Annotated in this window: 23 protein-coding genes, 2 pseudogenes and 1 other annotated feature; of the genes and pseudogenes, 16 read left to right on the top strand and 9 right to left on the bottom strand. The window is 65.8% G+C overall.

What is annotated here, in order from left to right; genetic code table 11:
• Positions 1-13: 13 nt before the first annotated feature.
• The 4 genes from NJ75_RS13675 to NJ75_RS13660 form a co-directional block, all read right to left on the bottom strand.
• Entirely contained in the window at positions 14-334 is a 321-nt protein-coding gene (locus NJ75_RS13675) for a hypothetical protein (RefSeq protein WP_039335411.1), read from the bottom strand.
• Positions 335-394: 60 nt separating this feature from the next.
• Positions 395-616, bottom strand: a complete 222-nt coding sequence (locus NJ75_RS13670) for a hypothetical protein (RefSeq protein ID WP_039335409.1) — start codon at positions 614-616, stop codon at positions 395-397.
• Positions 613-1092, bottom strand: coding sequence for a heavy metal-responsive transcriptional regulator (locus NJ75_RS13665; RefSeq protein WP_004212654.1), 480 nt, complete (start codon positions 1090-1092; stop codon positions 613-615). Before NJ75_RS13665 ends, NJ75_RS13670 begins: the two co-directional genes overlap by 4 nt.
• 142 nt (positions 1093-1234) lie before the next feature.
• Positions 1235-1573: a hypothetical protein gene (locus tag NJ75_RS13660; RefSeq protein ID WP_037447968.1), complete on the bottom strand. Its 339-nt coding sequence runs from the start codon at positions 1571-1573 to the stop codon at positions 1235-1237.
• 260 nt (positions 1574-1833) lie between these two features.
• Between NJ75_RS13660 and NJ75_RS13655 the strand changes: the two genes are divergently transcribed.
• The 7 genes from NJ75_RS13655 (at position 1834) to NJ75_RS13625 (ending at position 10428) form a co-directional block, all read left to right on the top strand.
• Complete coding sequence (locus NJ75_RS13655) at positions 1834-2196, top strand: hypothetical protein (protein WP_039335402.1); 363 nt, start codon at positions 1834-1836, stop codon at positions 2194-2196.
• 77 nt (positions 2197-2273) lie between these two features.
• On the top strand, positions 2274-2531 hold the full coding sequence (locus NJ75_RS13650) for a hypothetical protein (RefSeq protein WP_039335400.1): 258 nt from the start codon (positions 2274-2276) through the stop codon (positions 2529-2531).
• A gap of 62 nt (positions 2532-2593) precedes the next feature.
• Positions 2594-3856 (top strand): TolC family protein, encoded by a 1263-nt coding sequence (locus tag NJ75_RS13645; protein ID WP_039335398.1) that lies wholly within the window; start codon positions 2594-2596, stop codon positions 3854-3856.
• On the top strand, positions 3853-5343 hold the full coding sequence (locus NJ75_RS13640; protein WP_039335396.1) for an efflux RND transporter periplasmic adaptor subunit: 1491 nt from the start codon (positions 3853-3855) through the stop codon (positions 5341-5343). Before NJ75_RS13645 ends, NJ75_RS13640 begins: the two co-directional genes overlap by 4 nt.
• A complete protein-coding gene (locus NJ75_RS13635; protein ID WP_039335394.1) occupies positions 5340-8483 on the top strand; it encodes an efflux RND transporter permease subunit in 3144 nt (1047 codons plus the stop codon). Before NJ75_RS13640 ends, NJ75_RS13635 begins: the two co-directional genes overlap by 4 nt.
• Positions 8480-8884, top strand: a complete 405-nt coding sequence (locus NJ75_RS13630) for a copper-binding protein (RefSeq protein ID WP_039335392.1) — start codon at positions 8480-8482, stop codon at positions 8882-8884. Before NJ75_RS13635 ends, NJ75_RS13630 begins: the two co-directional genes overlap by 4 nt.
• Positions 8885-9165: 281 nt before the next feature.
• Positions 9166-10428: a hypothetical protein gene (locus tag NJ75_RS13625; RefSeq protein ID WP_007683327.1), complete on the top strand. Its 1263-nt coding sequence runs from the start codon at positions 9166-9168 to the stop codon at positions 10426-10428.
• A gap of 121 nt (positions 10429-10549) precedes the next feature.
• Here the strand turns inward: NJ75_RS13625 and NJ75_RS25100 are convergent.
• Both NJ75_RS25100 and NJ75_RS13620 read right to left on the bottom strand, forming a co-directional pair.
• Positions 10550-10681 (bottom strand): annotated as a pseudogene (locus NJ75_RS25100) (integrase); the annotation flags it as partial.
• Positions 10682-10712: 31 nt separating this feature from the next.
• Positions 10713-11884, bottom strand: a protein-coding gene (locus NJ75_RS13620) for an IS3 family transposase (protein ID WP_156135803.1) whose coding sequence is annotated in 2 segments (ribosomal slippage) — positions 10713-11620 and positions 11620-11884 — 1173 coding nt in all. Because the reading frame shifts where the segments join, the coding sequence is not laid out codon by codon here.
• A gap of 116 nt (positions 11885-12000) precedes the next feature.
• Between NJ75_RS13620 and NJ75_RS13610 the strand changes: the two genes are divergently transcribed.
• The 6 genes from NJ75_RS13610 to NJ75_RS25085 all read left to right on the top strand — a co-directional run bounded on the left by NJ75_RS13610 (position 12001) and on the right by NJ75_RS25085 (position 15771).
• Complete coding sequence (locus tag NJ75_RS13610; RefSeq protein WP_039335385.1) at positions 12001-12723, top strand: HupE/UreJ family protein; 723 nt, start codon at positions 12001-12003, stop codon at positions 12721-12723.
• A gap of 19 nt (positions 12724-12742) precedes the next feature.
• Complete coding sequence (locus NJ75_RS25095) at positions 12743-13003, top strand: hypothetical protein (protein ID WP_226018253.1); 261 nt, start codon at positions 12743-12745, stop codon at positions 13001-13003.
• Positions 13004-13396 (top strand): hypothetical protein, encoded by a 393-nt coding sequence (locus tag NJ75_RS25090; protein WP_236727149.1) that lies wholly within the window; start codon positions 13004-13006, stop codon positions 13394-13396.
• A gap of 32 nt (positions 13397-13428) precedes the next feature.
• On the top strand, positions 13429-13947 hold the full coding sequence (locus NJ75_RS13600) for a YqaA family protein (protein WP_236727148.1): 519 nt from the start codon (positions 13429-13431) through the stop codon (positions 13945-13947).
• A gap of 37 nt (positions 13948-13984) precedes the next feature.
• Positions 13985-15319 carry an MFS transporter gene (locus NJ75_RS13595; RefSeq protein WP_039335384.1) on the top strand — a complete coding sequence of 445 codons (1335 nt, stop codon included), beginning with the start codon at positions 13985-13987 and terminating at the stop codon, positions 15317-15319.
• 110 nt (positions 15320-15429) lie between these two features.
• On the top strand, positions 15430-15771 hold the full coding sequence (locus NJ75_RS25085; protein ID WP_030541579.1) for a hypothetical protein: 342 nt from the start codon (positions 15430-15432) through the stop codon (positions 15769-15771).
• A 114-nt stretch (positions 15772-15885) separates the two neighbouring features.
• On the opposite strand, the gene NJ75_RS25080 is transcribed toward NJ75_RS25085, so the two are convergent.
• The gene (locus NJ75_RS25080; protein WP_236727147.1) at positions 15886-16278 is read right to left on the bottom strand and encodes a Rossmann-fold NAD(P)-binding domain-containing protein; all 393 of its coding nucleotides are present in this window, start codon (positions 16276-16278) and stop codon (positions 15886-15888) included.
• A gap of 117 nt (positions 16279-16395) precedes the next feature.
• On the bottom strand, positions 16396-16590 hold the full coding sequence (locus tag NJ75_RS13585; protein WP_030541577.1) for a heavy-metal-associated domain-containing protein: 195 nt from the start codon (positions 16588-16590) through the stop codon (positions 16396-16398).
• 134 nt (positions 16591-16724) lie between these two features.
• Between NJ75_RS13585 and NJ75_RS13580 the strand changes: the two genes are divergently transcribed.
• The 3 genes from NJ75_RS13580 (at position 16725) to NJ75_RS13570 (ending at position 20063) form a co-directional block, all read left to right on the top strand.
• Positions 16725-19178, top strand: coding sequence for a heavy metal translocating P-type ATPase (locus NJ75_RS13580; RefSeq protein WP_052242504.1), 2454 nt, complete (start codon positions 16725-16727; stop codon positions 19176-19178).
• Between the two features lie 11 nt (positions 19179-19189).
• Entirely contained in the window at positions 19190-19618 is a 429-nt protein-coding gene (cueR, locus tag NJ75_RS13575) for a Cu(I)-responsive transcriptional regulator (protein ID WP_082013386.1), read from the top strand.
• A 112-nt stretch (positions 19619-19730) separates the two neighbouring features.
• Positions 19731-20063 carry a four-helix bundle copper-binding protein gene (locus NJ75_RS13570; protein ID WP_039335527.1) on the top strand — a complete coding sequence of 111 codons (333 nt, stop codon included), beginning with the start codon at positions 19731-19733 and terminating at the stop codon, positions 20061-20063.
• Between the two features lie 126 nt (positions 20064-20189).
• On the opposite strand, the pseudogene NJ75_RS13565 reads toward NJ75_RS13570, so the two are convergent.
• Positions 20190-20576: pseudogene (locus NJ75_RS13565) on the bottom strand (FTR1 family protein); the annotation flags it as partial.
• 165 nt (positions 20577-20741) lie between these two features.
• Positions 20742-20796: a sequence feature (sul1 is cis-regulatory element that is thought to sense ions involved in sulfur or methionine metabolism; They are found in Alphaproteobacteria), on the top strand.
• The last annotated feature ends 63 nt before the right edge of the window (positions 20797-20859 follow it).

Here is a 20859-nt window from a genome sequence, read left to right as displayed (position 1 = left end):
TTAGTGTGCGAGCCTACATATCCTTCATCGGCATCGCCGCATTGCCCGGCGCGGGATCGGGTGCCGGCGCGGTCTGGTTGCCGGCCCCGGCGCGCATCGCGTCATGGTCCATCGCCTGACGGTGATGCCGCTCCATCTCGGCCTGGTTGCTCATCGCGTCCATCGACGCCGCGTCTGCAGCGTTGCCGCTGTCGGTCAGGACCGGGGTGGCGGCGACGCTGTTCGCCGCGGGCGGCACCGTCTGGTCGGCCTGGCGGTCGCAGCCCGAAAGCGCGAGCGCCAGCAACAGGCTTCCGCCGACAAGCGGAAGGGCTTTTTTCGCATGGTTGATCATAGCTTGCTCCTTGGCTTGAAAACTGTGGTCCCGGGCGCCGGGGATGGCGCCCGGACCGGCTCATTGCGCGCTGCGCAGGATCTGAAGGCACCGGTCGTGCGAGAGGTTCATCGGGTTGCGCCCCTGCCCCTTCATCTCGCCATGATCATGCGGCGTCTGGAGACCCATATTGCCCTCCATCGCCCGGCAACTCTCGACCTGCGCCGAGGTCGGCCGCGTGGTTACACAGGCGCCTAGAAGCAGCGCCGGCGTGAGGACGGCGATCAAACGCATTTTCGTCATGACAAAACCCCTTTCGCTAGTGATGATCGTTCGTCCTGCGCTGCCTGATGTTTCTTGTTATGCTGCTGGTCTTTCCGCCGCGCCGTCAGGAAGGCGAGGATCGGGCAATCGGAGACGGGCACTTCGCCCGGGCATTCGTCGGCGAGCATCCGCAGCATGTCGCGGATATCCGACAGGCGCTCGAGCCGGGCTTCGGCGTCAGCGATCTTGGCAAGCGTGATATCGAGCACGGCCTGGGCATGCGCGGTGTCCGACGCCCTGAGCGCCAGCAGCTGCCGGGCCTGTTCGAGTGTGAAACCAAGCTCCTGCGCCGAGCGGATGAAATTGACGCGCTCGAGGTCGGTCGCGTCGTAGAGCCTGTAGCCCGCTGCCGTGCGCGCGGGCTCGCGCAGCAAGCCCATCCGCTCATAATAGCGGATCGTATCGCGGCCCACGCCTGCCGCGGCGGCCAGTTCGCCGATCTTGAAATTGCCCATGTCATCCGCTCGATCATGCCGGTAGGACCATGGTCCAGGGTCAAGCGGTTTCGCCTCGATCCCGAACGGTCCGTTGCCGCCGGCAACCCGCTGCCCCGATGCCTCGCATCAGGGCAGCGTGTGCCGCCGGGCCACCGGCGCGTCAGTTCTTGCGAAGCTCGACGATGTCGTGCTTGGCAGGCGTACCGTCGGCGACGGACACATGCGCGAAGTGATCATCGAAGATATGATCGATCGTCACATGGCCGACGAGCTGGCGGTGATAGGTCGGCGCCACGCCCTTGGGCGGACCCGGATGGGTCACGACGCGATAGACCTCGAGCTTCTGGCCGACCTCGGCGCCATCGGCCTTGCCGATGCAGACGACCGTGCCGTTGCTGCCCGTGTCGACGATCGAGCCGCGCATGAACAAGCTGTGCCCGATGCCCTGGGCCATAGCGGGGACGGCAGCAAGCATCGAAATGCCGGCAAGCCCGACCATGAGAGTTTTTCTGACCATATTCACCTCCTTGGATGGTAAGCCACCGCCCGGACCTGCCGGGGGGAAGAGCGTCTCTTCAGGCTTGGGACTACGGTCCCGGGTCCAGCCTCGATATACGTAGAGGCCGCAGCCGGTCTTCTTCCCCGGGCCAGATCTTTATTGACGCGGAGTTGACGGAATCAGCCGTCAGCACTTCAAAACCCGCGCGGCGCGAGACTTTGGTTGGCTGCGCCAGCGAAACCCGCTAGATATCGAGGCTCGTGAAACGCCTGCTCGCCCTTCTGCTCGTCATCGGAGCGCTGTCCGGTCTCTTCGGAGCCCAGATGGCGGCCGCGCACAGCGTGCCGCAGGCGGCAGGCGCGCCGCTGGCCAAGGGCATGGATGCAGACTGCATGGCAATGATGGCCAAGCAGCAGCCTGCGCCCAGCGAAAAGCCTTGCAAGGGCCTGACGCTCGATTGCATCGCCGCGATGGGGTGCGTGATCCCGCTGGTCGCAGCGGACCTGGCAGGCGGCGTTGCGCCTGCGCGTCTCTACGACGCGGCCAGCTTCTGGACGACCGACACGATATTGACCGGCAAGGCGGTTGTGCCCGAGCCGGATCCTCCCACCAGCCTTGTCTGATTGAACGAGCACGGGCTGCGCGCATCGATCGATGCGTGCGCGCCCGGTTTCCTTCTTTTCAGTCAAAGGTCTTCGTGATGATCAAAATGCTTCCGGCCGCCCTTGTGGCGGCCCTCGGTCTCGCCGCGCCTGCGCTTGCAGCCGACGCGAGCCGCACGCCTCAGGGCCATTGGGAATGGCGCTCGGCGCCGCAATATGGTCCGCGGGCGACCGGCCCTGCGCGTGTCCGCATATGGGTGCCCCAGAGCCGGGACATCGCCAGCTGCGATTGCGCGATGATGCAGGCAAGCGCCGCCGACTGCATGCGCGGCGCAGTCAGGTCGGACAAGGGCTAACCCACTCCGGAGCGGCGCGTCACATGGTGGCGCGCCGCCTCTGTCATGAGGGGATGATATCCATGATCATGATGCCGAGGCGCGCTGTGCGACGCCTGTTGCTCCCACTCGGTGCGACGCTTGCGAGCGCCTGGGCCGTGCCGGTGTCGGCCGGCCCGCTCACCTACGAGCAGGCACTGAGGCTCGCTGCCGCCAATGCGCCAAGCCTCAAGGCGCGCGCGGCGGCGACAGCTGGCGCCCGCTCCTCGGCGGTCGCGGCCGATCGCCTGCCCGATCCGACGCTCGACCTGGGCCTGCAGAACTTCCCGGTGAGCGGCCCCAATGCCGGCAGCTTCACGCGCGACGATTTCACCATGGCGACGATCGGGTTCAGCCAGGCCTTCCCCAATCTCGCCAAGCGCCATGCACGCGCCGCGCGCGCCGCGGCCGATATCGGTGTCGCCGAGGCGGGCGAGCTGGTCGAAGGCCGCAACGTGCGGCTCGAGACCGCGCTCGCATGGATCGATCTCTATTATGGCGAACGCCGGCTCCGGCAGCTCGACCTGCTCGATGCCAGTCTCGACGACCTGCAGAAGACCGTGACCGCACGCCTGGCGTCGGGCAGCGCGCGCCCGAGCCAGGCGCTCGAGCCCGACCAGCTCCGCGCCGCCATCGCCGATCGCCGCGCCGAGATGGCTGCGGTGGTGGCGCAGGCGCGGGCCCGGCTCGCGCGCTATACCGGCGACCCCGACCCGCAGGCGACGGGCGACCCGCCGATGCTCGATGTCGATCCGATCCGGCTGCGGGCCGGGATCGATGCGCTTCCCGCCCTGCGCGCGCAGGACGCGCGGATCGCAGTCGCCGAAGCGGACGTGCGTCTCGCGCGCGCCGACAAGCGCCCCGACTGGAAGGTCGGCGTCACCTATGGCCGGCGCGATCCCATGTACGGCGACATGGCCTCGGTCGGCGTGTCGATCGACCTGCCGCTGTTCGCCGGCAAGCGCCAGAACCCCAGGATCGCTGCAAGCGAGAGCCTTGCGCAAGGGGGTCGGTTCGACCGCGAGGCGATCCGCCGCGAGCTGGTGGCGCAGCTCGACGCCGATCTCGCAGACCATGCCATGCATCTCTCCCGGTTGCGCAATGCCCGCGAGACGCTGGTGCCACTCGCCAGGCACCGCGCCGAGCTCGACCGCGACAGCTATGGCGCCGGCAAGCTCGACCTTGGCGCCGCGCTGCTCACGACGCTCGGGCTCGCGGAGGCCGAGGTCGAGGCGCTCAACCGCGAAGCCGACGTCGCGCGCGACGCGGTCCGCATCACTATCACCTATGGGGAGGAGCGGCCATGACGCTCGATAAATCCGCGCTGCGCTGGGGCGCATCGATCCTGGCTGTCGCGCTGCTGGCCGGCGGCACAGGCTATTGGGCTGGCCATCGCCAGACACCGCAATCGGAGGCGACCACGCCCGCCGGGGCAGGCAAAGTCCTTTACTGGTACGATCCGATGTTCCCCAACCAGAAGTTCGACAAGCCCGGCAAGTCGCCCTTCATGGATATGCAGCTCGTGCCGCGATACGCGGACGGAGGAAGCGCCGGCGCGGCCCCCACGGTCGCCGTCGATCCCGCCGCGCGGCAGAGCCTGGGATTGCGGGTCGTCGCGGCGAAGATGGGCAGCCTTGCCTCGGCCCTCGAGGTCACCGGCACGATCGACTTCAACCAGCGCGACGTCGCCGTCATCCAGGCGCGTTCGGGCGGGTTCGTGAGCCGCGTCTATGCGCGAGCGCCCGGGGACGTGGTCCGCGCCGGCGCGCCGATCGCGGACCTGCTCCTGCCCGAATGGGGCGCCGCGCAGACCGAATATCTGAGCGTCAGGCGGCTCGGCAAGCCCGACCTCACCGCGGCCGCGCGCCAGCGACTGCGGCTGATGGGCATGTCCGACGGCCTCATCGCCAGCGTCGAGCGGAGCGGACGCCCGAACGGCGTGGTGACGATCACGACGCCGATCTCGGGCACGATCCAGACGCTCGACGCCCGTGCCGGCGTGACGCTCGCCATGGGCCAGACGCTCGCCCAGGTAAGCGGGCTCAGCACCGTCTGGCTCAATGCCGCGGTGCCCGAAGCGCGCGCGGGCGATGTCCGGGTCGGCCAGAATGCCAGCACCACGCTGGCGGGCTTCCCCGGCGAGCGCTTCGCCGGCCGGGTGATCGCGATCCTGCCGACCACGCAGGCCGACAGCCGCACGCTCACCGTGCGGATCGAGCTGCCCAACCGGGACGGCCGGTTGCGGCCGGGCATGTTCGCCAGCGTCGCGCTTGGCGGCGATGCCAAGCCGGCGCTGCTGGTGCCGAGCGAAGCGGTGATCCGCACGGGCAGGCGCACGCTCGTCATGCTGGCCGCAGGCGACGGGCGCTATCATCCCGCCGAGGTCCGCATCGGCCGCGAGGCAGGCGGCGAGACCGAGATCCTTGCCGGCCTGTCGCCCGGCGAGAACGTCGTCGTCTCGGGGCAGTTCCTGATCGATTCCGAGGCGAGCCTGTCGGGAATCGAGGCGCGGCCGATCGGCGGCGGTGCGGCATCGGCGACCATCGCCGCGCCGGCGTCGAAAGCCACGCTGTACGAGACGACGGGCAAGATCGAGCGGATCACGGCCAATTCGGTGACGCTCAGCCACGAGCCCGTTCCCGCGCTCGACTGGCCGGCGATGACGATGACCTTCGCGCTCGCCAATCCGGGCATCGCGCGCGGCTTCAAGGCGGGTGACCGGGTCCGGTTCGGGTTCGACCGGCCCCCGGCGGGACCGACGCTGCGGCATATGGCGAAGGTGGCGGGCCAGTGATCGCCCATCTCATCCGCTGGTCGGTGAGGAACCGCTTCTTCGTCGTGCTCGGCATGCTCGCGCTGGTCGGCGCGGGCCTGTGGGCGGTGCGCTCGACCCCGATCGACGCGCTGCCCGATCTTTCCGACGTGCAGGTCGTGATCCGCACTTCCTATCCGGGTCAGGCGCCGCAGATCGTCGAGAACCAGATCACCTATCCGCTCACCACCACCATGCTGTCGGTGCCCGGCGCCAAGACGGTGCGCGGCTATAGCTTCTTCGGCGACAGCTTCGTCTATGTGATCTTCGAGGACGGCACCGATCTCTACTGGGCGCGCAGCCGCGTGCTCGAATATCTCAACCAGGTCCAGGGTCGGTTGCCGGCCAGCGCCCGCAGCGCGCTCGGGCCGGACGCGACCGGGGTCGGCTGGGTCTATGAATATGCGCTGGTCGACCGCACCGGCCGGCACGATCTCTCGCAGCTTCGCGGGTTGCAGGACTGGTTCCTGCGCTACGAGCTGAAGACCGTGACCGGCGTGGCCGAAGTCGCCAGCATCGGCGGCATGGTCAAGCAGTACCAGGTGCTGCTCGATCCGGTGAAGCTCGCGGCCTACGGCGTAACCCACGCCCAGGCAGTGCAGGCGATCAGCCAAGCCAATCAGGAAGCCAGCGGCTCGGTGCTGGAAATGGCCGAGGCCGAATATATGGTCCGCGCCTCGGGCTATCTGAAAACGCTCGACGATTTCCGGGCAATCCCGCTCAAGACTGCGGCGGGCGGCGTGCCCGTCCGGCTCGGCGATGTCGCCACGATCCAGGTCGGCCCCGAGATGCGGCGCGGCATCGCCGAACTGAACGGCGAAGGCGAGGTCGCCGGCGGCGTCGTTATTCTTCGGTCAGGCAAGAACGCCCGTGAGACCATCGCGGCGGTCAAGGACAAGCTCGCCGATCTCAGGAAAAGCCTGCCGCCGGGCGTCGAGGTGGTCACGGTCTATGACCGCTCGCAGCTGATCGATCGCGCGGTCGAGAACCTCACCCGCAAGCTGGTCGAGGAGTTCATCGTCGTCGCATTGGTCTGCGCCCTGTTCCTCTGGCACGTCCGCTCGGCGCTGGTCGCGATCCTGACCTTGCCGCTCGGTGTGCTGGCCGCGTTCGTCGTAATGCGGTTCCAGGGGGTGAACGCCAACATCATGTCGCTGGGCGGCATCGCCATCGCCATCGGCGCGATGGTGGATGCGGCGGTCGTCATGATCGAGAACGCCCACAAGAGGATCGAACGCTGGGAGCAGGATCACCCGGACAGACATCTCGATGGCGAGATGCGCTGGATCGTCGTCACCGAGGCGGCGGCCGAGGTCGGGCCGGCGCTGTTCTTCAGCCTGCTGATCATCACGCTGTCGTTCATTCCGGTCTTCACCCTGGAGGCGCAGGAAGGCCGGCTGTTCGCGCCGCTCGCCTTCACCAAGACCTATGCGATGGGCGCGGCCGCGATCCTGTCGGTGACCCTGGTGCCGATCCTGATGGGCTGGCTGATCCGGGGCCGCATTCCGGCCGAGCAGGCCAATCCGGTCAATCGCTGGCTCACCAATATCTACCGGCCCGCGATCGACTGGACGATGAAGCGGCCCAAGGCAGTGCTGCTGATCGCGGCTCTGGTGTTCGCCACCACGGCCTGGCCGCTCAGCCGGCTCGGCGGCGAGTTCATGCCCAATCTCGACGAGGGCGACCTGCTCTACATGCCCTCGGCGCTGCCGGGCCTCTCGGCCGCCAAGGCGAGTGAGCTGCTCCAGCAGACCGACCGCCTGATCAAGACCGTGCCCGAAGTCGAAAGCGTGTTCGGCAAGGCCGGCCGCGCCGAGACCGCGACCGATCCCGCGCCGCTCGAAATGTTCGAGACGACGATCCAATTCAAGCCCCGCGACCAGTGGCGGTCGGGCATGACGCCCGAACGCCTTGTCGACGAGCTCGATCGCCGGGTGAAGCTTCCGGGTCTCGCCAATATCTGGGTGCCGCCGATCCGCAACCGCATCGACATGCTCGCGACGGGCATCAAGAGCCCGATCGGGGTCAAGGTGTCGGGCAGTGACCTCGCCGAGCTCGACCGCATCGCGCATGATGTCGAGACCGTGGCCAGGAGCGTGCCCGGCGTCAGCTCGGCGCTCGCCGAGCGGCTGACCGGCGGACGCTATGTCGATGTCGACATAGACCGCGCCGCCGCCGCGCGGTTCGGGCTCAACATCGCCGACGTCCAGGCCATCGTCTCCGGCGCGATCGGCGGCGAGACGATCGGCGAGACGGTCGAGGGCCTCGCCCGCTATCCGATCAGCGTGCGCTATCCGCGCGAATTGCGCGACAGCCTCGAAAGGCTGCGGGCGCTACCGATCCTGACGCCCGCGGGCCAGCAGATCACCTTGGGCACCGTGGCAAACGTCTCGATCGCCGAGGGACCGCCGATGCTCAAGACCGAGAATGCCCGGCCTTCGACCTGGGTCTACGTCGATGTGCGCGGGCGCGATCTTGCCTCGGTGGTCGGCGATCTGCAGCGTGCGGTGGCGAAACAGGTCAGGCTCTCGCCTGGGGTCAGCATCGCTTACTCTGGCCAGTTCGAATATCTCGAGCGCGCGGTCGACCGCTTGAAGCTGGTCGTGCCCGCGACGCTGCTGATCATCTTCGTGCTGCTCTACCTCATCTTCGGCCGCTTCGACGAGGCGGCGCTGATCATGGGGACGCTGCCGTTTGCGCTGACCGGCGGCATCTGGACGCTTTATCTGCTGGGGTTCAACCAGTCGATCGCCACCGGGGTCGGGTTCATCGCGCTCGCCGGCGTCTCCGCCGAGTTCGGGGTGGTGATGCTGATCTATCTCAAGAACGCGCTGGCCGAGCGCGGCGCACATCCGGACGCTGCCGAGGTCGAGGCCGCCGTGCGCGAAGGCGCGCTGCTGCGCGTCCGTCCCAAGGCGATGACGGTGGCGGTGATCCTGGCCGGCCTGCTGCCGATCCTGCTGGGATCAGGCGCGGGTTCGGAGGTCATGAGCCGGATTGCCGCGCCGATGATCGGCGGCATGCTGACCGCGCCCTTGCTCTCAATGTTCGTCCTGCCCGCCGCCTACCTGCTGTTGCGCCGGCCCAAGACCGATCCCATCCCTCAACCCGTTTCATCATGAAGGAGAAGACGATGAACCATGCACGACTGACCATTGCCCTCGGCCTCGCCGCCCTGACTGCCGCGTGCGGCAAGAAGGCGGAGGCCCCCGTTGCGACTGAGACCAACGAGGCGGAGCCCGCCGCGACCATGAGCGGCGACATGGGCAACATGTCGATGGCGCCTGACGCGAACGCCGCGATCAAGGCCAAGGGCCATGGCACCGTCACCGCGATCGACAAGGCGGCAGGCACGATCACGCTCGATCATGGTCCGATCCCGGAGGCCAAGTGGCCCGCGATGACGATGGCGTTCAAGGCCGCGCCGTCGATCACCGATGCGGTCAAGGTCGGCGACAAGGTCGATTTCGACCTCTCGCTCAAGGGCAGCGATGGCGAGGTCACCGCGATCGCAAAGCAGTGATCCGCTAAGTTCGACCGGAAAAAGCTGGTTGCGTCGCCGCTCCCGGGCGGCGACGCCCGTGCCGGCCGTCTGCCTGGCTGTGCGCCCGGTCGACGGTTGCGACCGGCAACGCCCAATGCCAGCGGCGTTTCCCTGCGCGATCACCGACAATTTGAGCACGCTTCGCGGATCGCACATTGAACGTGCAAGCCGCCCTTGCTCGCGATAGCCTGAACGGCAAGGAGCCCAGTTTAGATGACCCAGCCAGTATGACCTTGTTACCCGCGACACATCATGATCTCGTGAGCGAGCTTGTCCGTCGTTGGCGAGACGATCCCGGCGCCACCTATCGCTCCTGGTTTCTGTGGGACGAACGGCTGAAAAACTTCCGCTCCATCCGTCGCGGGCTGCAGCAGGTGGTCGCAGAAATCGAAAGTGGGCGGTTCGGCGTCGCCTATCGCGGCTCGTCACTGGAAACGGTTGTCCACTCGATCGCCGAACAGCGGCAGATCTTCAAGGGCGCCGACCATGCCTGGCTGTGGAAGCCCAAGCTGCGCATTCCAGACATCTACGAAAGCCCGGACAACCAGCGGGCGTTCGGTCGCCTGCTCGACAATTGCTCGTGCTGCGATACCGCCGAGGAGATCATCAGCCACATCCGCAGCATAGACGCGCTCAAGATCAAGGGGCTGGGGCCGGCGGCGGCCAACCTGCTCTATTTCCTTCACCCGACGCTGGTGCCGCCCTTCAATACCGCGATCGTCAAGGGCTACAATGCCGTCACCGGCGCCAAGGTGAAGCTCGGGTCATGGGATCATTTTCTCGCCATGCGCGCCGGCATCCTCGACCTCAACGACCGTTACCGCGAGTTGCTCTCCAACGATCTCGGCGCGATCGGCGGACTGTTGTTCGACATTGGCTCGGGCCGCTATCCCGCGCCACCGCTGGAGGATGACGCAACGGCGGCCGACGACTGGCTCGGCAGATTGGAACATGCCAGAGCGGAGGCAAGCCGGCTCGACAAGACAGCCGCCGCGCAGGGCGAAACCGATCGCACGCACGCCGAAATCCAGGCCTGGCTGCGCGACCTCGGCCATGCCCTCGGTTACGATGTGTGGATCGCCGCCAATGACCGCGGTCGACTTCACGCTGGCTGCCCGCTTGGACAGGGATGCCTCGAGCGCCTTCCAGACGCCATTGCGACCTCTCCCGGAGCGGACTCGATCCGCCTCATCGACGTGTTGTGGCTGGCGAAGGGTGGCGACGGCGTCGCCGCCGCGTTCGAGGTTGAACATTCGACCTCGATCTACTCGGGGATCGTGCGCATGCTCGATCTGGCGCTGTCGGGGAGCGATCTGCACGCTGCCGCCGGGCTATTCCTGGTCGCACCGAATGCGCGCGAGCAGGACGTTCGCGCGCAACTCCGTCGCCCGGCTTTCAGCCGTATTGCCGATCTCGACTTCGCCTATCTGCCCTATGGCGAGCTGGAGAGAAACAGGGACGCGATCGCTCGTTTTGGAACGGGATTGAAGGCCATCAAGGCGATCTCAAGCCCCCTTCCCTGAAACACGGACCATTGTGCCGCTGCTGGCAAGGGCCACCGGCCAGCTCCATAAGCTCATGCCGGTCCGATGAGGTTGCTTGGGGAGCGACGCCCTCCTGCAATCGAGTCGACCAGCGACCCCATCAGCCGATCTTCGCCATCAGCCTGCCCGCTGCGCCCTGCTCTGCAGCAAGGTTGCGATTATAGGCGAGTGGCATTCGCGGTGACTTCCACCGCAATGCATCCATGATCCCAGCCAGATCCTCTCCGCTTGAGCAGCCCCCACCGGGTGGTCCGGGTTGATAGTTAGTGCATTGTCGTCTCCGCCGCCATTGCCGGTCGGAGGTGGAGCGAAGCGGAACCGGAGGCCGGCAATGGCGGTGTTGCCGCTTCCGGAGCCGGTGGTCGGTAGCCAAGGCTGCTGTGCGGCCGGACGGTGTTGTAGTGACGCCGCCATGCCTCGATCAGCACCCTGGCCTCGGCGAGGCTGTAGAAAATCTCGCCGTTCAGCAGTTCGTCGCGCAGCGAGCCGTTGAAGCTCTCGTTGTAGCCGTTCTCCCATGGCGAGCCCGGCGCGATGTAGAGCGTCTTCACGCCGATCTGCCCGAGCCAGGTTTGGACGGCGGTGGCGATGAACTCGCTGCCGTTGTCGGATCTGATATGCGCTGGCGGACCACGCTCGATGAACAACTCGGCCAGCGCTGCCAGCACGTCTTCGTGGCGGAGCTGGCGCGCGACGACCAGCGCCAGGCACTCGCGGCTGGCCTCGTCGATGATGGTCAGGATGCGGAACTTGCGTCCGTCATGGGTTCGTTCCTCGACGAAGTCGTAGGCCCATACATGCCCCGGATACTCCGGCCGCAGCCGGATGCATGAGCCATCGTTCAACCACAGCCGGCCGCGTTTCGGTTGGCGCTGAGGCACCTTGAGCCCCTCGCGCCGCCAGATCCGCTCGACCCGCTTATGGTTCACCGACCAGCCGGACGCATGCAGCAATGCTGTCACCCGGCGATAGCCATAGCGCCCATACTGCTTGGCCAGCGCGACGATGTCGTCGGTCAGCGCCTCCTCGTCATCTGCCCCGCATGGCACCTTGCGTTGCGTCGACCGGTGCTGGCCGAGCACGCGGCACACTCGCCGCTCGGATACATCCAGCACCTCCCGGACCTGGTCGATGCAGCGCCGACGCCGTGCGGGGCTCAGAAGTTTCCCTTGGCGGCCTCCTGAAGGATGAGCTTATCCAGCGTCAGATCGGAGATCGCGCGGCGCAGCCGCAGATTCTCCTTCTCCAGGTCCTTCATCCGCCGCACCTGATCCGTTTCCAGGCCGCCATATTCCTTGCGCCAGCGATAGTAGGTCTGTTCGCTGACCGCGATCCGCCGGCACGCCTCGGCAGTCGTGCCGCCCTGGCCCAGCATAATCTCCACCTCACGCAGCTTGCCGATGATCTCCTCCGGCTTGTGCTTCTTCGCAGGCATACGTCGTCCCTTCCTTGGTCCAGACTCTCATAGTCAATGGACCACTCAGAAGGGGGCAGCTCACCGCTCCCGCCTGCGCCCGGCGGCGCGCGAGAGACCGGCCAAGGAGTTCTCCGATGAGCTTATACGCAACCCTTACCCAGCATATCTCACGAAGCAGGCTGATGATCGCCCTCGGGCTGCTTGCTTTTTCCTTCTGCCTCAGGGTCGAGGCGTTCGCCCACAATGTCGCGGAAGGCGACAAGGGCTATATCCAGGAAAGCAGCGGCGTCCTGTTTCTCCCGTTCGTGTATCTGGGCGCCAAGCACATGGTCACGGGCTACGACCATCTGCTGTTCCTGTTCGGCGTGATCTTCTTCCTCTACCGGATGAAGGACATCGGTCTTTACGTGACGCTGTTCGCGGTCGGCCATTCGACGACCATGCTGTTCGGCGTGCTGATGGGGATCAGCGCCAACGCCTATCTCATCGACGCAATCATCGGCCTGTCGGTTGTCTATAAGGCGCTCGACAATCTTGGCGCGTTCCAGCGCTGGTTCGGCTTCCAACCCAATACCAAGGTCGCGACGCTGGTGTTCGGCTTCTTCCACGGGTTCGGCCTGGCGACAAAGATTCTTGAGTTCGAGATTTCAAGTGACGGCCTGCTCGCCAACCTGATCGCCTTCAATATCGGCGTCGAGATCGGGCAACTTCTCGCGCTCGGCGCCATCCTGATCCTGATGGGCTACTGGCGCCGGACCTCAAGTTTCATGCGCCACGCCTTCGCCGCCAACACCATCCTGATGGCCGCCGGCTTCGTGCTGGTCGGCTACCAGCTCGTCGGCTTTGCCGTCGCCTGATTTCAAGGAGGTTTCGACCATGTTCAACGCCCAACGTCCCAATCTCGACGACCTGCCCACCAATCGGCAATTGATCCGGGCGACACTCGTTGCCGCCATCTCCGCCAGCGCCCTTCTCGTCGCGGTCATTCTGCCCTCGGAATATGGTGTCGATCCCACCGGAGCCGGCCGCGCGCTGGGCCTTACCCAGATGGGCGAAATCAAAGTCCAGCTGGCTGAAGAAACAGCACAGAACGCCGCCGCCGATGCAGTGGCGGCGCAGGCGCCAGCCCTCGCATAGGTGGAGCAGGCTGCAGGCGGCAGCGTGCAACCGGTAGCCGCGCCCCCGAAGGTGCCCCTCGCGAGCGAAGCCGATGGGCGCACCGACACGACGCGCCTGACACTTGCGCCAGGCGAAGGCGCGGAGGTCAAGTTCAAGGCCAGTAAGGGCGCCCGTGTCGTCTTCAAGTGGTCGGTAGAGGGCGGCCACGTCAATTACGACACCCACGCGGACGCTCCGGGCATCTCCTATCATGGTTATGGCAAGGGCCAAGCGTCGACCGGCGAGCAAGGCGATCTCGTCGCCGCATTCGACGGCAGCCACGGCTGGTTCTGGCGCAACCGTTCGGGTGCCCCGGTGACGATCATGCTACGCACCGAGGGCGCCTATAGTGAGATCAAGCGGGTTGTCTGACATCGCTGCATCTCGTCCGATCGAATCCCGCCGTGCGAGCCCTCATGAACAGCGCGGTGGGATCGTCGGCGTCATGCGTTTTACCGGAGAGTTTTCAGCTGCCGGACATCGATCTTCTCGCGCTGGGTTATCCTGGCCTGTTTCTGGCTGCGCTGGTTGCTGCAACCCTGCTGCCGGCACAATCCGAACTGCTGCTGCTCGCCATGCTGGCTTCCGGAAGGTTCGAGCCGGTCCCGCTGCTCCTGGCCGCGTCGGTGGGCAATGTGCTGGGCTCAACACTCAACTGGGCGCTTGGCCGCTTTCTCGCGCATCATCGCGGCGCCCGCTGGTTCCCGGTCTCGGAGACCGCAATGGCGAAAGCGGAAAGGCGCTATCGCCGGTTCGGCGCGCTTTCCCTGCTGTTCTCATGGCTGCCCATCATCGGCGATCCCCTGACGCTTATCGCCGGCGTCTTGCGCACGCCGCTTTCCCGCTTCCTCCTGCTGGTCACGATCGCCAAATCCGGACGCTATCTAGTGCTGATGGTGGCGCATGGTTATCTGACCGCATGAGGCTGCAGACCAGTCTCACGGGCCCAACGAGGTAGCCATGCTCAAAATATTGGCCAACCGAACCTATCGCCATCTGTTCTTGGCCCAGATCATCGCGCTGATCGGCACCGGCCTCGCTACCGTCGCGTTGGGCCTGCTCGCCTATGACGTCGCTGGTGCTGACGCGGGTGCCGTGCTGGGCACAGCGATGGCGATCAAGATGATCGCTTATATCGGTGTGGCCCCGATTGTCGGCGCCTATGCAAACCGATTGCCGCGCCGTAGTTTCCTCATCGCGATGGACCTGATCCGTTGCCTGGTCGCGCTCGCGCTGCCCTTCATCGATCAGGTGTGGCAAATCTACGTACTGATCTTCGTGCTGCAATCGGCTTCGGCAGGGTTCACGCCGACCTTCCAGGCGACCATCCCTGACGTGCTGCCCGAGGAACAGGACTATACTAAGGCGCTGTCCCTCTCTCGCCTCGCCTATGACATGGAAAGCCTGACAAGCCCGATGCTCGCTGCCGCGCTGCTTACGGTTATGAGCTTCCACTGGCTGTTCTCAGGCACTGCAATCGGTTTTGCCTGTTCGGCCCTTCTTGTGTTGACGACCGTGCTTCCGCGGGCCGCTGCCAGCCGGCCGACGGGCGGCATCTATTATAATACCACGCGCGGCGCCCGGCTTTACCTCAAAACGCCTCGGCTTCGTGGCCTGCTCGCCGTGACTCTTGCAGCCGCCGCGGCCAGTGCGATGGTGATTGTTAATACGCCAGTGCTGGTACAGTCGGCCCTTGGGCGTGGACAGAGCGCGATGGCGATCACGCTCGCCGCTTTCGGTGGCGGCTCGATGCTGGCGGCGCTGTTGCTGCCGCGTTTGCTTGAACGGCTCTCCGATCGGACAGTGATGCTGTCGGCCGCTTCGGCTATGACGGTCACGCTGGCGGCGCTCGCCTTGTCTTGGCAGGACCACGCCGCCCCCCATTATTGGGGCGTGATCCTCGTGGGCTGGTTAGCACTTGGCATTGCCTATTCGGCCAGCATTACGCCTGGTGGCCGGCTGCTACGCCGCTCTTCGGGCGGGCAGGATCGGCCCGCCCTGTTTGCAGCGCAATTCGCGCTTAGCCATGTGTGCTGGCTAATTGCCTATCCACTGGCAGGTCAGATCGGCGCATTCGGCGGCATGGGCGCCGCGTTCGCTGCGGCCGCTGTGCTGGCGCTAATCGGCACGGTGATTGCGTTCCGCATCTGGCCCAGTGAAGACGCCGAAGTGGTAGCACACAGGCATGACGATCTGCCACTCGATCATCCCCATCTTCTCGAAGGGCATCCGGGCGGTCGCGCCCGCCACGCGTTCGTGATCGACGAGCTGCATCCACGCTGGCCGATCCAGTAGCGGCAGTGAGTGTGAAAGCGAGCGGTGACGATCGCGGGCAGCGTGTCGCGGAGACTGTGTTTCGGCTACCATCCGAGCAGCGAACGCGCGCGGGAGATATCGAGGATATAGTGGTCGTTGCTGCTGTCGATCATCCAGGGCTGGATGAAGTCGTCGCTGCCGAGCGCTTCGTTCTGCAGGATGATCCCGGCCTTCGCGAGCGGCTACGGAATCCGGATAGTCTTCCGGACCTCGCCGTCGAGCGCCTCGCCCACGATGTCCTGGATCTCGGCATAGCCGGGCGCGCCGATGAGCAGCGGCAGCTCGGCCGAAAGGTCGTGCCGCCGATCGACCAGGCGAAGCACGGCATCGGCCAAGTCGTCGCGGTGCGCCGATGCCGCACGCAGCATCCCGTGATAAAAGTGCGAGATCACGCGATGCTCGTAGATCTGGGATATCTGCTGCGCGAGTAACGCCGAGCGCCCGTCGCCGTCGTAAACTCCGGCGGCGGGGAGGAAGACGACGGGAATCTTACCGCGCCTCGCGTGCAGCAGTGCTTCGGCAACAACTTTCGACTGTGGATACGCCTAGGACGCACCGATTGGCGACTCCTCGCTGATGCGCTCTTCCGGAGTGGCGGCAGGCTTATGAACCAGCATTGTGCTGGCGAAGACGAATTGCTCGACGTCGAACGACCGGAGCCCGTCAATCAGCCGGCGGGTGTCGTGCACGGTGGCCTTGTCGTAGAGCGGATTGGGGTTGCCCGTGATGTCATAGCCGATTGCCGACGCGGGCGGCCGCGGGTCTGGAGGACCGACACGATCCAGGCCGACAACCGTGTAGCGTTCCCTCGGCTGGGCAACTAGCGCGGCGGCTGTAAAGCCGCTCGCACCTGTGATGAGGACGACTTCGAGGGCGTCCTTGTCGCTCCCTGACCCACTGCGCTCACCGTCGGTCATCAATCTGCCACCCTCATTCATTGTGCTGCGGAACGCATACAGTCCCCCTGTACTTATGATCGCGAGGCGGGCGCGTGCGGATCACCGCACAATTGTTTTACGCGCCCGCCCCGCAAATCCCTTAGGCAAAATGGGGCTTTATTGCGTCACCGCGAAGCCGGCTTTCTCGATGGCCTGCTTGAGCTGCTGTACATCGGCCGTCGAGTTTACCGAAACGGTCTTTCTCGCCAAATCGATGTTGACGACGGCATTGGCATCGACGCGCTGAAGCGCGTTGGTCACACCGCGCGCACAGCCTCCGCAGGTCATTCCCTGAACTTTGAAGTCGATCATCTTCGTTCTCCCATAAGGTGGATGAAACAAATATGGGGCTTGACACTGTGTCAGGGTCAAGAGGTGAATTTAGCTGTTGACCTTGACACAATGTGAGGGACCATAAGGCCGTCGACTCAGTAGTGGAGACGACCATGAACGCCCGGGCGCAGCTGCCAATGCAGGCACAGACGAGAAGCGACGAAAGGCTGTCGCTGGCCATCGATGGCATGACCTGCGCGACGTGCGTCGGGCGGGTGGAGCGCGCCATCGCCGGGGTGCAGGGCGTTGCCGGCGTCTCGGTCAATCTCGCGACGGAGCGCGCGAATGTCGAGTTCGTCGATGGACGATCCGATGTCGCTGCCGTAGCCGATGCGGTTCTTGCGGCGGGCTACACCCCGGTGACACAGACGACCGAGCTGACGATCACCGGCATGACCTGCGCGTCCTGCGTCACCCGGGTCGAGAAGGCGCTGCTGAAAGTGCCCGGCGTCCGCTCCGCGAGTGTCAACCTGGCGGCCGAGACGGCGCGGATCGAAACGGCGGGTGACGTCCCCGCTTATGTCTTGGTCGAGGCTGTCGAAAGTGCTGGCTACACTGCATCAGCGCGCACCGGATCGGCGGAGGCGGAACGCGGCGCCGAGGACGCCCGGCGCGACGCCGCCGCAACAAGAGAGCTCCGCCATGTGCTGATCGCCGCGGCGCTGTCGCTGCCGCTTGTCTTTCCGATGCTGCTGGCCCCGTTCGGTATCGAGGTGGCCGTGCCGGGCTGGATCCAGCTGCTGCTCGCGACGCCCGTGCAGTTCTGGCTGGGCGCGCGCTTCTATCGCGCGGGTTGGAAGGCCGCGCGCGCCCGAACCGGCAATATGGACCTGCTGGTCGCGATCGGCACATCGGCCGCCTATGGGCTCAGCCTCTACCAGCTGCTGTTCGCGCCGATGCACGGCATGGACGCGCATTATTACTTCGAGGCTTCGGCCGTCGTCATCACCCTTATCCTGCTCGGCAAATGGCTCGAAGGCCGCGCCAAGCGTCAGACCGGAGAGGCGATCCGCGCGCTGATGGCGCTGCGGCCCGACCAGGCTCGCGTTGTCGGCACCGACGGCAGCGAACGAGAGATTGCCCTGGCGGAGGTGCGCTCGGGTGACCGCGTCCGCGTCCGGCCCGGGGAGCGCATCCCCGTCGATGGACGACTGATCGAGGGAGCGACCCATGTCGATGAATCCATGCTCACCGGAGAGAGCCTTCCGGTCGCCAAGGCCGCTGGAGACCCAGTGACCGGCGGATCGATCAACGCGGACGGGCTCATCCTGGTCGAGACGACGGCGGTGGGGGCTGAGACCACCCTCGCCCGCATCGTGCGCCTGGTCGAAAGCGCGCAAGGCGCCAAGGCTCCGATCCAGCGGCTCGTCGACAAAGTCAGTGCCGTGTTCGTGCCAATCGTCCTCGTCATAGCCGCGCTTACCCTCGCCGGATGGCTGATCGCCGGCGCCGGAGTGGAAGTCGCGATCCTGAACGCGGTCGCGGTGCTCGTCATCGCCTGCCCGTGCGCGCTCGGCCTAGCCACTCCGACCGCGATCATGGCCGGTACGGGCGTTGCCGCGCGGGCCGGCGTGCTCATCAAGGATGCCGAGGCGCTGGAGACCGCGCACCGCATCAATGTCGTTGCGTTCGACAAGACCGGCACGCTGACCGAAGGCAAGCCCTCGCTGCTGGCCGGACTGCCCGCCGCCGGGGTCGAGCGCACCGATCTCATCGCGCTCGCCGCGGCGCTTCAGGCCGGAAGCGAGCATCCGCTCGCACGGGCCGTCATGGCGTGGGCCAGCTCGGAAGGCGTCGAACCCGCCCGCGCCAGCGGGATGCGCGGCCTGCCCGGCCGCGGGGTTGCTGCAGACGTCAACGGCCGCGACCTGATCCTCGGCAGCACGCGCTTGATGGAGGACGAAGCTATCGCACTGACGCCGCTGGCCACCGAGGCGGCCAGGCTGGAAGCCGAGGGACGGACGGTCTCCTGGGTTGCGGAGCGCGCGCCCGAACGCCGCCTCCTCGGCCTGCTGGCGTTCGGCGACGAGGTGAAGGCTTCCGCCGCGGCCGCCGTGGCGGCGCTGCATGGCCGCGGCATACGCAGCGTGATGCTGACCGGAGACAATGCGGGAAGCGCCCGCGCAGCCGCAGCCAAGCTCGGCATCGACGACTTCGTCGCCAATGTCCTGCCGGAAGGAAAGTCGGATGCGGTAGCGGCGTTGCGGGCCGAGGACCGCACGGTCGCCATGGTCGGCGACGGCGTCAACGATGCCCCTGCCCTCGCTGCAGCGGATGTCGGCATCGCCATGTCGACTGGCACTGACGTCGCCATGCACGCAGCGGGCATCACGCTGATGCGGGGCGATCCACGCCTGGTGGCGGACGCGATCGACATCTCGAAGCGGACCTATGCCAAGATCCGCCAAGGCTTGTTCTGGGCGTTCATCTACAATCTGATCGGCATTCCGCTGGCGGCGTTCGGTTATCTAAGCCCGGTGATCGCCGGCGCGGCGATGGCGCTGTCGAGCGTCAGCGTCGCTGCCAATGCGCTGACGCTTCGCCGTTGGCGTCCGACAGCGGCTTGAGGAGACAATACGTGAATATAGGACAAGCTGCCAAAGCTTCGGGCGTCAGCCAGCGGATGATCCGCCATTATGAGGCGATCGGCCTCATCCCCAAGGCCACGCGGCGTGATTCCGGCTACCGCGACTATGACGAACGCGAGGTGCACATGCTGCGTTTCATCCGACGCGCGCGCGATCTCGGCTTCCCAATTTCGGAGATCGGCCAGCTCGTTGCGCTGTGGCAGGACGGCGATCGGGCGAGTGGTGAGGTCAAGGCCCTCGCGCTTGCACGAGCCGCGGAGATGGAGCGCAAGGAGCACGAGCTCCGAGCGATGCGCAAGTCGCTCGAAGATCTGGCGCGTCGCTGCGCGGGCGGAGATCGGCCAGATTGCCCTATCCTGGACGATCTTGCGGTCGGAGTTCAACATGTTACTCTCCGTTGTGCGCAAGAAAAGGGTTGACCTTGGACGATGGTCCGAGCCGTAAGGACGGTGAAGTCCAAACCGCGGCGAGGGATAGCGCCAAGTACCGCGTATCTATGAGGGGAGCGGGGCGCATATGGAAGGAAAGACAATGCATCAGATCGATCCCGAGATGAAGGCGTGCATCGACGCCTGCCACGAATGCCACATCACCTGCCTTCACATGGCGATGAATCACTGCCTGGAGGCGGGAGGGCGGCACGCCGAGCCGCAGCACATGAAGCTGATGCTGGACTGTGCCCAGATTTGCAGCGTCGCGATCGACTTCATGGCGCGCAAGTCCGAACACCACCGGCATATCTGCCGCGAGTGCGCCGAGATTTGCCGGGCGTGCGCGTCGAGCTGCGAAGGGCTGGACGGCATGGAGGATTGCGTCGCCGCATGTCGCAAGTGCGCCGAGGCTTGCGACAAGATGGCCGCGTAAATGGCCCGAGGGCGGCGCTTTCCCCGCCGCCCTCCCGTTACATTGCGAGCCAAGGCGCGTGAGACGGTGCGATGCACGGTCAGGGTTGCGGCAACGCTTTAGAGAGGGGCGTTGTCTGCCCTGCCGCTAGTAGGCTAGCGGCCCGCCCGCCCGCGGCTTGGCGCGGCGGTTCCAGGCAAACCCGATCACGATCACGGCAAGCATCAGGAGTTGTGCCAGCACCGACTGAAATGTCGGGAACAGGCCCAACATCGAGATACGTGGCACGCTGGCGAGCGGCGCTATGTCGATGATCCCCGCCTCTTGGAGGGCAGCGACTCCCTTACCGGCCAGCACGACCGTCAGAGCGGCCATCAGCCACGAGCTGTAGCGGAAGAACTGCGTAATCGGCAGCGTCCGGCTGTAGCGGAGCATGGCCCAGGCGATGACGGCGAGAAGGCTGATCGCTGCGCCGGCGCCGGCCAGCAGCATCGCGGTGTTACCCTGTGTCGAGAGCGCGGCGTAGAAAAGGATCGGGGCTGTTGAAAAATGCGCCGCTCGCGGCCGGGTACGGTTGAGGGCGGAATGACACCCTAAGGTTTTGCGATCCCGTCTCGCATGGGATGGTATTATGGGAATGCAGGCTGCTGATGTTCGCAGTTGCAATATGGTCCGATCAGTGACTATCTAGAGGCCTTCGACGGACCCGGATTGATTCGGGTGGCTCGGCCCGGCGCCTATCCCCGGGATAACCTTAGCGAATTTGGGCCTCGCTTCCGAGTATCGTTGATTGAACGCGTCTGACGGCGTGCGCCCC

It is taken from the genome of Novosphingobium subterraneum (genome assembly GCF_000807925.1).
GTDB lineage: Bacteria > Pseudomonadota > Alphaproteobacteria > Sphingomonadales > Sphingomonadaceae > Novosphingobium > Novosphingobium subterraneum.
This window is presented reverse-complemented; position numbering and strand designations above follow the sequence as displayed.

Coding starts and splice junctions, on each gene's coding strand:
- NJ75_RS13610 (WP_039335385.1), top strand. CDS start 12,001: ATGAGCTTATACGCAACCCTTACCCAGCATATCTCACGAAGCAGGCTG.
- NJ75_RS13595 (WP_039335384.1), top strand. CDS start 13,985: ATGCTCAAAATATTGGCCAACCGAACCTATCGCCATCTGTTCTTGGCC.
- NJ75_RS13585 (WP_030541577.1), bottom strand. CDS start 16,590: ATGATCGACTTCAAAGTTCAGGGAATGACCTGCGGAGGCTGTGCGCGC.
- NJ75_RS13665 (WP_004212654.1), bottom strand. CDS start 1,092: ATGGGCAATTTCAAGATCGGCGAACTGGCCGCCGCGGCAGGCGTGGGC.
- NJ75_RS13645 (WP_039335398.1), top strand. CDS start 2,594: ATGATCATGATGCCGAGGCGCGCTGTGCGACGCCTGTTGCTCCCACTC.
- NJ75_RS13660 (WP_037447968.1), bottom strand. CDS start 1,573: ATGGTCGGGCTTGCCGGCATTTCGATGCTTGCTGCCGTCCCCGCTATG.
- NJ75_RS13630 (WP_039335392.1), top strand. CDS start 8,480: ATGAAGGAGAAGACGATGAACCATGCACGACTGACCATTGCCCTCGGC.
- NJ75_RS13580 (WP_052242504.1), top strand. CDS start 16,725: ATGAACGCCCGGGCGCAGCTGCCAATGCAGGCACAGACGAGAAGCGAC.
- NJ75_RS25080 (WP_236727147.1), bottom strand. CDS start 16,278: ATGAATGAGGGTGGCAGATTGATGACCGACGGTGAGCGCAGTGGGTCA.
- NJ75_RS13650 (WP_039335400.1), top strand. CDS start 2,274: ATGATCAAAATGCTTCCGGCCGCCCTTGTGGCGGCCCTCGGTCTCGCC.
- NJ75_RS13675 (WP_039335411.1), bottom strand. CDS start 334: ATGATCAACCATGCGAAAAAAGCCCTTCCGCTTGTCGGCGGAAGCCTG.
- NJ75_RS13670 (WP_039335409.1), bottom strand. CDS start 616: ATGACGAAAATGCGTTTGATCGCCGTCCTCACGCCGGCGCTGCTTCTA.
- NJ75_RS13640 (WP_039335396.1), top strand. CDS start 3,853: ATGACGCTCGATAAATCCGCGCTGCGCTGGGGCGCATCGATCCTGGCT.
- NJ75_RS25095 (WP_226018253.1), top strand. CDS start 12,743: ATGTTCAACGCCCAACGTCCCAATCTCGACGACCTGCCCACCAATCGG.
- NJ75_RS13570 (WP_039335527.1), top strand. CDS start 19,731: ATGCATCAGATCGATCCCGAGATGAAGGCGTGCATCGACGCCTGCCAC.